Origin of the sequence: Kitasatospora sp. NPDC094019, from assembly GCF_044764505.1 — a bacterium.
Taxonomy (GTDB): domain Bacteria; phylum Actinomycetota; class Actinomycetes; order Streptomycetales; family Streptomycetaceae; genus Kitasatospora.
The window spans coordinates 131054-142552 of record NZ_JBIWIF010000018.1 but is presented as its reverse complement, the minus strand read 5'-3'; the positions used below and the strand labels follow the sequence as shown (position 1 = coordinate 142552).

Below are 11499 nucleotides of genomic sequence, written 5' to 3'. Positions count from 1 at the left end.
TCGAGCGCCTCACCCGCCACCCCGGGCGGCGGCACCCGCCCGCCCACAAAGAGGGCCCCCACCCGCCCACCCCCCCCCCCCCCCCCCCCCGACCCCCCCCGGGCCCCCCCCCCCCCCCCCCGCGCCGGCCCCGGGCCCGTTCCGGGGTCCTTCCGCACAGTCGGGCGTGTCCGCGTTATGGCCGTCAACTCGTTGTCGGGCCTAGCATGTTGAGGGGGAGCAGGGGGAGCCATGAACGAACTCTTCACGACGCTCGACCGGGCCGCCGGGCGCACTGCCGCCGGGCCGGGGCTGGACGGTCTGGTGGGCGGGCTGCTGGCCGAGGTGGCGGACGGCAGACGGGTGCTGCGGGCGGTGGACCATCCGCTGGGGTTCTACTGCCTGCCGGTGCTGCGCGAGGGCGTGCTCGGGGTGTGCGTGCACGTCTTCGACCCGGTCAGGGCCGCCGGGCGGCGCGAGATCCACTGCCACAGCTGGGAGCTGAAGAGCAGCGTGCTCTACGGCCGGGTCGGCAACCTGCGGGTCGGTGTGTACGACGAGCCCGCCCGGCCGAGCCACCGGGCCTTCGAGGTGTACAGCGACGCCGCCGCCGGGGTGGACGAGGTCCGGCCCACGACGCGGCTGGTCCGCTGGGAGCCGCTGGGCGAGGAGGTCAGCGGGCCGGGCGAGACGTACACCCTGGCGGCGGGGGAGTTCCACGTCACGGCGCTGCCGGACGACGAGCCCGCCGCCACCGTGGTGCTCGGCCGCACCGTGCCGGGTCCGGTGGACGTGGTGCTGGGGCCGGTGGACGGGGGAGCCCGACGGGTGGTGCGGCGGTTGTGCGACGCGGACCGGACGGCCCGGATCGCGGGGGAGACGGCCGGGAGGATCGGTGGACGGTTCGGCGGTCGTCCCGGGTGAGGGGGCGGGCGGGTTCGCGGAGGAGTGCCGGGTGGCTGTGGAGGCCGCCGAGGCGGCGGGCGCGCTGCTGAGGTCGCGGTTCGCGGGCGCCTTCCGGGTGGACAGCAAGGGTACGGACGGCGATGTGGTCACCGAACTCGACCTGCTCGCCGAGGAGCTGGTCGTCGGCCGGCTGGCCGGGCGTTTCCCCGGGGACCGGATCCGGGCGGAGGAGGGCGGCGAGCGCGCCGGTCCGCCCGGTGCCCGCCGGACCTGGCTGGTCGACCCGCTGGACGGCAGCAACAACGTGGTGGTGGGTCTGCCCGCCTACGTGGTGGGCATCGCGCTGTGCGTGGACGGGGAGCCGGTGCTCGGGGTGGTGCACGACCCGGTGGCCGGCCGCACCTGGCGCGCGGTGCGCGGGGCGGGAGCGTACGGGCCCGGGGGGCGGCTGCGGGTGTCCGCGCGGCCGCGCGGCGGCGGACGACCCGTGCTCGGCTGGACGCAGGGCCACGGGGTGGGCGGTGACCCGGTGGCGCGGGCGTTGAAGGACGGGCTGGAGGGCGGCGCCCGCCGGGTGCTGCAGCTGTGGGCGCCGCTGCTGACGTGGGCCCTGCTGGCCGCCGGGCTGATCGACGGTTTCGTCGGCTACCGGGCGGAGGAGATCGACCTGCCGGCCGGCTGCCTGCTGGCGACCGAGGCGGGGGTGGTGGTGCGGGGGCTGGACGGCGGGCCGTTCAGCCCCGGGACGGGGCAGCCGGAAACGGCCCGCAGCTATGTCGCGGGGCGGCCGGAGCTGCTGCCGTACCTGCTCGACCTGGTCGCCGGGTCGACCTGAGTCCGGCCCCGGCGCACGGCGCCCCGCGACCCTCGGTCCCCCGGTACCCCCAGTCCCTCAGGCCGTCAGCGCCAGCGCCGCCGTCGCCAGCGCGACGCCGGCCACCGCCAGGACCGCGCTCGCCCCGGTCACCGCGCGCAGCGGCACCCGCAGGCCCGCCGACCGGCAGCGCTCGTACCAGAGCAGGGTGGCCAGTGAGGCCCAGGGTGCCACCAGCGGGCCGACGTTGGTGCCGATCAGCAGCGCCAGCAGCTGGGTGTGGTTGCCCGCCGGGACCGCGGCCTCCCCCGCCAGGTAGACCGGGAGGTTGTTCAGCAGGTTGGACAGGCCCGCGCCGACCGCCGAGGCCCGGAACAGGCCGAGGGCGCCGCCGTCCGTGCCGATCGCGTCGGCGAGCAGCCGGTGCAGTCCGTGCGCGTCGACGGTCTGCACCACCAGGAACATGCCGGGCACCATCACCAGCAGCCGCCACGGGATCAGCGAGGCCCGCAGCGCGTCCGGCCGGCGCAGAGCGAAGGCCGCCACCACGACGGCCGCCGCCGCGCCGGAGGCCACCCAGAGCGGGACGACCGCCGCCAGGCTGGCCACCAGGAAGCAGGCGCAGGCCAGTGCGCAGATCCGGAACAGCACCCGGTCCCCGGGCCGGTGGGCGGCCGGCGGCCGGTAGTCGGCGGCGCCGCGCTTCCCGCGCCGCCAGTAGAAGGCCCACAGGCAGGCCATGGTGGCCAGCAGCGCGGCCAGCTGCGGTGCCCACATGGCGCGGGCCAGGCCGGCCGGGGAGAGCGCGACCCGGTCGGCGGCCAGTAGGTTGGTGAGATTGGAGACCGGCAGCAGCAGGCTCGCCGTGTTGGCCAGCCAGACCGTGGTCATGGCCAGGGGCAGCGGGGCGATGCCGACCCGGGTGGCGAGGGCCAGCATGACGGGGGTCAGCAGCACGGCGGTGGTGTCCAGGTTGAGCACCGTCGTGGTCAGCGCGGCGAAGCCGACGCAGAGCAGGAACAGCGCGGGATAGCTGCCCCGCCCGGCCCGTGCCACCCAGGCCGCGACCACGTCGAACACCTCGGCGGCGCTGGTCAGCTCGGCCAGCACGATCACCGAGGCGAGGAAGGCCAGCAGCGGTGCGATCCGCTGGAAGGCCGACCCGGCGGAGTCCGCGGGCAGGAGCCCGGTGGCGAGGAGGAGCAGGCCGCAGGCGAGCAGCCCCGCCGCCAGCAGGTCCAGGGGATGAAGCCGTTTGACGGCGGGCCGGTACGCGAACACGGACGTCAGGGTCGCACACGAGGCGTTGCCGGTCGAGGCCGCCGTGCGAACATCCGGCCACTGATCGACATCGCGTTCGAACAATGGTGACGGAAGACCACCCGGATCCATTGCGGGGAAACAGGGTTGAGCCCGTCCCGATCGGTCATAAGCTCCATCCATGGGGGCTCTTGACGCGATCCCGGGTGGCCCCGGGCCGATCGACTTCTTCATCAGTTACTCCCCGGCCGACGAGCGCTGGGCGGCCTGGATCGCCTGGACCTTGGAGGAGGCGGGCTACCGGGCCTTCCTCCAGGCATGGGACTTCGTGCCCGGGACCAACTTCGTCGACTTCATGGACCGGGGAATCACCGAGTCCGCGGCCGTGATCGCCCTGCTCTCGCGCAACTACGAGCGCTCCCGCTACGGCCGGATGGAGTGGCAGGCCGCGCTGCGCGCCGACCCGGACGAGCCGGAACGGCGGCTGGTGACCGTCCGGATCGAGGACATCCCGGTGGACGGCCTGCTCGCCACGCTCACCTACATCGACCTGGTCGGTGTCACCGAGCCCGATCACGCCCGCGGGCTGCTGCTCACCCGGGTCGCCCAGGCGATGGAGGGGCGGGCCCGCCCGGAGCTGTCCCCCGGCTACCCGGGCGACGGCACCGCCGGCCCCGACCGGGGCCGGGACCTCGCCCCCACCGCCCGCCCGGGCGGTGACACCGGCCGGGCCGGCCGCCGCCGCCCGTCCGTCCGGCCCGAGTACCCGCAGGCCGTCGGCCGCGCCGTCGGCCGCGAGGAGGTCTCCGTCCTCCACCTGGCCGGCCCCGCCTTCGGCCGGGGAGCCGACCCGGTCGATCTCCAGGCGGCGCTCTGGGGGGACCTCGTCGAACTCGCCGACGCCGGTGCCCCCGCGCCCGAACTCGTCGTCGTCACCGGCGACCTCACCGCCACCGGCAGCCCCCGCGAGTGCGAGCAGGCACTGACCTTCCTCACCGGGATCCGGTCCCTGCTCGGGCTCGAACCGCACCGGGTGGCCGTCCTGCCCGGTGGCCTGGACGTCAGCCAGGCCGCCTCCCGCGCCTACTTCGCCACCTGCGAGGCCGACGAACTGCGGCCCGCCCCGCCGTACTGGCCCAAGTGGCGGCACTACTCCCGGCTGTTCCAGGAGTTCTACCAGGGCCTGGACGTGGTCTTCGACAGCGCCCAGCCGTGGACGCTGTTCCCGGTGCCCGAGCTCGGCACCGTCGTCGCCGGACTCAACTCCTCGATGGCCTGGACCCACCGGCCGGAGGACCGGTACGGCTGGCTCGGGCCCGAGCAGGCGGCCTGGTTCGCCCAGGCGCTGCGCCCCTACGAGAACGACGGCTGGCTGCGGATCGGCGCCGTCCGGCACCCGGTCGCCCCCGGCGTTACCGGCACCGGCCCCGGCCCCGGCGGCCCCGCTCCCGCTCCCGCTCCCGCCGAGGGCGTCGAACCGCTGCGCGACGCGGACCGTTTCACCCGGCTCACCGCACCCCGCCTCCACCTGCTGCTGCACGGCCCCGCCACCGACGCCGACGCCCGGAGCGGCCCCGTCGCGCGCCCGCTTTCCCCGCGCCCGCTGCCCCCGCACCTGCTCCCCACCACGGCCGGCGAACTGCCCGTGCTCGGCGCCACCGCGCCCGGTAGCCACCAACTGCTGCGGCTCACCCGCGACGGTCTCACCCGCTGGCCCGCGTCCGCCCCCGGCAGCCCCGCCGCCGCCCCCCAACGTCTCACCGTGGCCTGGCGCCGGGCCGAGCGCGCCTTCCCCGCCCCCGAACCGGCCCCCCGCTCCGGCCCCCCGCAGTTGGAGGAGTCCCGCGAGCCCGCCGACACCGACCACGAGACCCGCGCCCTCGCCTCCCCGCAGGAGGCCCTGCTGGCCCGGGTCGCCGAGGTCTGCCGCACCCGCCACCCCGGCGCCCAGATCCGCCCGGTGGCCGGTACCACGACCCAGCTCTTCGTCACCTGGGCCGAGTCCGGACTCGTCCGCCAGCAGCGGGTGGCCGCCTGCGTCGGCACCCCCACCGAGCGGGAGGTCGAGGAGTTCGTCGACGCCGTGCACGCCGACGGCGCCGGCCTCGACGCGGAACTCGTGCACGACGGCGCGCCGCCCGCCCGCGAACTGCGCGACCGGGCCCGCCGCCGGGGCGTGCGGCTGCGCAGCTTCCTGGAGTTCCAGGGGCTGCTCGACCTGCGCGGCTACGTCGGCGCCCAGACCGAACGGCTCTCCACCGACAGCCAGTACCACCCCGACCTCTACCTCCCCCAGCGCTACCGCGACACCGAACGCCCCGGCGCCGACGAACGCGAGGGTCTGGTCGACGAACTGCTCCGGCTGCTGGACTCCGACCACGGCCGCTTCGTCCTGCTGCTCGGCGACTTCGGCCGCGGCAAGACCTTCGCCCTGCGCGAGCTGGCCCGTCGCCTTCCCGCCGAACTCCCGCACCTGGCACCCCTGTTCATCGAGCTCAGCGCCCTGGACAAGGCGCACTCGCTGGACGGCCTGGTCGCCGCCCACCTGACCGAGCACGGCATCGACACCCTCGACCTGCGGGCCTTCCGCTACATGCTCCGGCAGGGTCGGGTGGTGCTGCTCTTCGACGGCTTCGACGAACTCGTCAACCGGGTCAGCTACGAACGCGCCGCCGACCACCTCCAGGTGCTGCTCGACGCGGCCGTCGACAACGCCAAGATCGTGGTCACCAGTCGCACCCAGCACTTCAGCTCCCACGAACAGGTGCTCACCGCCCTCGGCGAGCGGGTCGGCCTGCTCCCGCAGCGCCGGCTGATCGCCGTCCAGGACTTCACCCCGCACCAGATCCGCGGCTACCTCGGCAACCGCTACGGCGACGAGGAGACCGCCGCCCGCCGGATGCGGCTGCTGGAGGCCGTCCCCGACCTGCTCGCCCTGTGCCGCAACCCCCGGCTGCTGAGCTTCGTCGCCGACCTCGACCACGACCGGCTGCGCGCCGTCGCCGGCGCCGGGCGGGCGCTCAGCGCCGCGGGCCTGTACGAGGAGGTGTTCACCTCCTGGCTGCGGTTCGAGGAGCGACGCGGCCACGGCGGCCCCGGCGCCGCGCCCGGACTCGAACTGGACCAGCTCTGGCAGGCCGTCACCCTGCTCGCCCTGCGGCTGTGGGAGAGCGGACGCAACTCCATCCCGCTGGACGAGATCGTCGACATCGCCGGTGTGCTGAACGGACTCGCCGAGAACCGGATGCCGACCCCCCAGGTCGCCCACGCCGTCGGCTCGGGCAGCCTGCTGGTCCGCTCCGACGAGGGCATGTTCCACTTCATCCACGGCTCGGTGGGGGAGTGGCTGGTCGCCCGCGCCGCCGCCGAGGCGCTGGCCCGCGACGACACCACCCTGCTCGCCCGCGGCCCGCTCAGCCGCCTCGCCGTCGAGTTCCTCTGCGACCTGGCCGACCACCAGGCGTGCCAGCGCTGGGCCCGCGCCGTCCTGGACGCCCCCGAGACCGCGAGCGAGGTGGCCCGGCTCAACGCCGTCAAGGTGCTCGACCGGCTGCGCGTCCCCGCCCACACCGACCTGCGCGGCGCCACCCTGGCCGGAGAGGACCTGTCGCACCGCGACCTGTCCGGCGTCGACCTGTTCGGCGCGGACCTGCGCGGCGCCCGGCTGCTCGGCGCCAACCTCTCCGGCGCGGACCTGCGCGGCGCCCGGCTGGCCGGCGCCCGCCTCGACTCCGCCGACCTCACCGGCGCGGACCTGCGCTTCGCCGATCTGCAGGGCGCCCGGCTGGTCCGCACCGACCTGCGCGGCGCCCGGCTGCGCGGCAGCCGCTGGCAGCGGGCCGCGCTGATCTCCGCCGTCACCGACGAGGAGGTGCTCGCCGCCCCGGAACTGCGCGCCGCCGCGATCGCCCCCGGGCTCCCGGTCGAAGCGGGCTTCAGCCCCTCCGAGGTCGGCGTCCCCTACGGCTTCGACGTGCGGTCCACCCGGCTGCCCGAACCGGTCGCCTTCAGCCGCGACGGCCATCTGCTCGCCGTCGGCTCCGAGGACGGCAGCGTGCTGATCTGCGACGCCGTCACCGGCGTCCCCCTGCGCACCCTCAAGGACCACATCGGCCGGGTCTACTCGGTCAAGTTCGCCGGCGACGTCCTCGCCACCGGCAGCGCCGACGGCACCGTCCGGCTCTGGGACCCGGTCTCCGGCGAGTGCCGCCACCGCCTCGACGTGCACCCCGGCGGCGTCTGGCCGCTGTCGCTGGCCCCGGACGGACGACTCGTCGCCACCGGCGACCTGAACGGCGTGGTCACCCTCTGGGACACCGTCACCGGCGAGCCCCGGCACCGCCTGCCCGGCCATGCCGCGCCCGTCTACACGGCCGTGTTCAGCCCCGACGGCGCCCTGATCGTCACCGGCGACCAGCGCGGCGGCGGCCGGCTGTGGTCCACCGCGAACGGCCGCCGGCTCGCCGAACTCCCCGGGCACCGCGGCACCCTCTACCGCTCCGCGTTCAGCCCGGACGGCACCCTGGTGGCCACCGCCGACGGCGGCCCCGACGACGGCACCGGCGGCACCGTCCGGATCTGGGAGGTCGCCTCCCGCCGGCTGCGCCACAGCCTGCCCGGCCACGCCGGGCGGATCTACACCCTCGCCTTCCACCCCGACGGCGACCTGATCGCCAGCGGCGACACCGAGGGGCAGATCCGGCTCTGGAACCCGCTCGACGGCACCTCGGCCGGCCGCCCGGAGGACTCCACCGGCAAGATCTACCAGGTCACCTTCGACGAGGCCGGCACCCGGTTCGCGGCCAGCGACAGCGACGGCGGCGTCCGGGTCTGGCGGGTCGGCCCCGCCGACGGCACCGGCGGCGCCCGGGAGGTGACGCCGCTGCGGCGGCAGCCGCCCGAGCACCGGGGCTCGGTCTGGGCCTGCCGGTTCCGGCCCGGTTCCGGCCGGGGCGGCGCGGAGAACGACCCGCTGCTCGTCACCGGCGCCAACGACGGACGGGTCCGGCTCTGGGACCCGTCCTCGGGCCGCAGCCGCCAACTGCTGCGCGGCCACGGCCGGCGGATCGGCTCGCTCACCTTCAGCGGTGACGGCACCCTGCTGGCGGCCGGCGGCAACGACGGCCGGGTCCGGCTCTGGGAGCCGTCCACCGGTCGCCGGCTGCGCGAGCTCTCGGGCCGCAGCAGCCGGCTGGTCTCGGCCGTGTTCAGCCCGGAGGAGGCGGTGCTGGCCACCGCCACCAACGACGGCGACCTGTGCCTGTGGAACGCCCGCACCGGCGAGTACCTGCGCGAGATGGACGTCGAGACCGAGCACGTCTGGGCCGAGGCGTTCAGCGCCGACGGCGTCCTGGTCGCCACCGCCAACGACGACGACACCGTCCGGCTCTGGTACCGGCGCACCGGCGCCCACCTCACCACCCTCCGCGAGCACCGGGGCCGGGTCCGCTCGATCGCGTTCAGCCCGGACGGGCGGCAGCTGCTGACCGGCTGCGACGACAGCCGGGTGCGGATCTCCGACCTCGACGACGGCCGGGTGGTGGCCGAACTCGACGGCCACACCGATCGGGTGTACGCCGTCTCGCCCGCCGCCGACAGCACCTGGCTGGCCAGCGCCTCCTGGGACGGCACCGCGGTGATCTGGGTCGACCGGGCCGTCCGGCACCGGCTGACCGGTCACGTCGGGCGGCTGTGGACCGCCGCCGCCCACCCGCGCCGCCCGCTGCTCGCCACCGCCGGCGACGACCGGGTGGTCCGGCTCTGGGACCCGCTCTCCGGCACCGAGGTGGCGGGCCTGCGCGGTCACACCGGCCGGATCCTGGCCGTCACCTTCAGCCCGGACGGCTCCCTGCTGGCCAGCGGCGGCGAGGACGGCACGATCCGGCTCTGGCGGATCCCGCCCGAGGGCCGCCCCACCGCGCTCGCCACCCTGCTCGGCACCCCCGACGGCTGGGCCGCCCTGCTGCCCTCCGGCGCCTACAAGTGCGAGGGCGACGTCGCCGGCGAGTTCTGGCACGCCGTCGGCATGTGCCGCTTCGAACCGGGCGAACTCGACTCCCACCTCCCCGGCGTCCACCGCCTCCACCCGGACGCCCTGCTCTGACCCGCCGGGGAGCACGACGAGGGCCCCGCCGGTGGTACCGGCGGGGCCCTCGGGTGTTCAGCGGTTCACCCGGTGGTGCGGGTTCCTACTGGTACTGCACGGACAGGGTGGCGCCCGCGAAGTCCTGGACGCCCAGGAGGCTGAAGTAGACCCAGCCGGCCGGGGGGTTGGTGACGGTGAGGGTCTCGGCGTTGCCCGGGTTGGCGGACTTGGCGAGGGTGTTGGCGGTGGTGGCCCAGTTGGAGCCGCCGTAGAGGAGGTCGGCGTTGCCGGTGCCGCCGCTGCTGGTGATGGTCAGCGTCCTGACGCCGGGCGGCAGGTTGATGAAGTGGTAGCTGTAGTTGCCGGTGGCGGCGGCCAGGTTCTCGCGGCGGCAGTTGTTGTCGAACTGGCGGGTGTCCGCGATGGTGCACAGCGGGGTGGTCGGGGTGACCGGGCCGGTGGGGGCCTCCGGCAGCGGGCCGCAGTCGTTGCTGGCGCAGTTGCCGAGCCAGGTGCTGAAGTCGGCGTCGTAGCGGGTGCCGATGGTGGTCTTCAGGATGGTGCGGGCGCCGTTCCAGTCACCCGTGCGGTACTTGGCGAGCACGGCGTCCATGTCGGCGCGGTGCTGCTGCAGCATGTAGCGGGTGGCCAGCCAGCCCCAGCGGTAGACCCGGTTGGAGTTGACGTCGGCGTCGGCGGTCTGGTCGTAGACGGTGTCGAAGAGCTCGCTGAGCTTGTAGGTCTTCTTGCCGGCCTCGGCGATCGCGTCGGCGTTGCGCACGTTGCGGTAGCCGTAGGAGATGTTCTCGGCGATGCCCTCGACCCACCAGATGGTCGGGGTCACGATGCCGGCCTCGAAGTCGCCGTACATGTTGTAGCGGCCGTCGAGGTAATGGGTGTACTCGTGGTTGAGGTTCCAGATCTGGAAGTCCGGACGCAGCCAGGACGCCTCGTGGGCGATGAAGCGGGCCTGGTTGCCGGCCACGGCCGGGTTGCCCTCCTCGTACATGCCGCCGTTGTCGACGTCGATGTCGTAGAAGGCCCAGGCGTACAGCGAGTACTGGTCGTAGTCGTCGAAGGCGACGACCTCGAGGTTGGTGTTCACGTCGCCGGGGATGGCGCCCTTGTCACCGATGATCTTGTGGAAGTAGGCATCCTGGTTGATCAGGCTGGTGCAGGTGGTCGCAAGCTGCCCGGGGGACATGTCCTGGGCCTTGATCTTCAGGCCGTCGTTGCAGACCTTCTGGATCGGCAGGATGACCGGCATGAGGCGGGTGTTCAGGTCGCAGATGCCGAAGTCCGCGCAGTGGCCCTTGTCGAACTTGCGCGTCGCCCAGCCCAGGTTCATGGTGATCGGGGCGGTCGGGCCGACGTTCGGGTAGCGGTTGATCAGGTCCTTCATGATCGGCCGCAGCTGGGTCTTCAGCTCCGGCACGTCCAGCGCGTAGCCGAGGTAGCGGCCGATGTTGCTGACGATGTCGAAGCGGTTCAGCAGCGAGTCGTTGCGGGTGATGAAGCCGGACCAGGAGTTGAGGATGCTGGGGTCGGCCTTGAGGGCGGCCTTCCAGCCCTTGCTGTCGTCCTTGGCCGCGAAGCCGTCCTTGAGGACCCAGTCGAACTCGGAGACGGTGGCCGTCATCCGCTCCGGCCAGGTGCCGGTGTAGTTGTCGAGCAGCCACTTGAAGTAGCCGGCGTAGCGGCCGAGGGTGTCGGTCTGGCCGATCACCTTGACGACCTCGACCATGAGGTCGCCGTTGGCGGCGGTGGCGTCCTTGCTGTGGTTGTTGGCGAAGAACGCGTCCAGCCCGCCGCGGGTGGCGGCGGCCAGGGTCGGGCCGTAGCTGCCGACGGCGTTCGGCATCGTCTCGTGCAGGTAGTAGCCGGCGCGCAGGAAGAGCACCAGCTGCCCGACGGAGGTGCTGTTGTCACCCGGGTAGGCCGGGGCGGCGTCGCGCAGCGCGTTGGCGACGGTCACCATGTTGGCCTCGCGGAAGGCGGTGCCGGCGGCGGTGGCGTCGATGTTGAACAGCGGCCAGGTGCACTCGACCCGCGGCAGGGCCTTGAGCTGCTGGACCAGGGAGCCGCCGGTGGCGTTGATCACGCCGGACAGGTCGGGACAGGGGTCCGCGGCGGCGGCCGAGAAGCCCTTGGCGGCCTTGACCGGCGCGGTGACCGGGGCGGCCGGCGGGGTGTGCGCCGCGGTGCTGTCCTGGGCGGAGATCTTGTAGGCGCTGGTGCTCTTGGCATCGGGCGACTTGGGGACCGGGAAGGACCGCGGCGTGGCGGCGGTGCTGCTGCCGCCGGCCGGGGTGGTGGCGCCGGCCGGGGCGGCCTGGGCGGCCTGCGGGGCGAACAGGCCGAGGGCGATGAAGAAGGCCGCGCCGAGCGCAGGGAGCTTGCGCGCGTTGGCCGTGGATATCCGGAAGGGACGCATCTGTGGGGGCCTCCGGGGCCG

Annotated in this window: 5 protein-coding genes; 3 read left to right on the top strand and 2 right to left on the bottom strand. The window is 74.5% G+C overall.

Annotated elements, in window-relative coordinates; genetic code table 11:
• Positions 1-231 precede the first annotated feature (231 nt).
• Positions 232-903: a hypothetical protein gene (locus ACIQ9P_RS31570; RefSeq protein ID WP_402363796.1), complete on the top strand. Its 672-nt coding sequence runs from the start codon at positions 232-234 to the stop codon at positions 901-903.
• Positions 904-934: 31 nt separating this feature from the next.
• Entirely contained in the window at positions 935-1720 is a 786-nt protein-coding gene (locus ACIQ9P_RS31565) for an inositol monophosphatase family protein (RefSeq protein WP_402363793.1), read from the top strand.
• Positions 1721-1777: 57 nt separating this feature from the next.
• Here ACIQ9P_RS31565 and ACIQ9P_RS31560 read toward each other — a convergent pair whose 3' ends face one another.
• On the bottom strand, positions 1778-2980 hold the full coding sequence (locus tag ACIQ9P_RS31560; RefSeq protein ID WP_402363790.1) for an SLC13 family permease: 1203 nt from the start codon (positions 2978-2980) through the stop codon (positions 1778-1780).
• A 160-nt stretch (positions 2981-3140) separates the two neighbouring features.
• Here ACIQ9P_RS31560 and ACIQ9P_RS31555 point away from each other — a divergent pair, with 160 nt between their 5' ends.
• Positions 3141-9062, top strand: a complete 5922-nt coding sequence (locus ACIQ9P_RS31555) for a TIR domain-containing protein (protein WP_402363787.1) — start codon at positions 3141-3143, stop codon at positions 9060-9062.
• Between the two features lie 85 nt (positions 9063-9147).
• Here the strand turns inward: ACIQ9P_RS31555 and ACIQ9P_RS31550 are convergent, their stop codons facing one another.
• The gene (locus tag ACIQ9P_RS31550) at positions 9148-11478 is read right to left on the bottom strand and encodes a collagenase (protein ID WP_402363784.1); all 2331 of its coding nucleotides are present in this window, start codon (positions 11476-11478) and stop codon (positions 9148-9150) included.
• Positions 11479-11499: the final 21 nt, after the last annotated feature.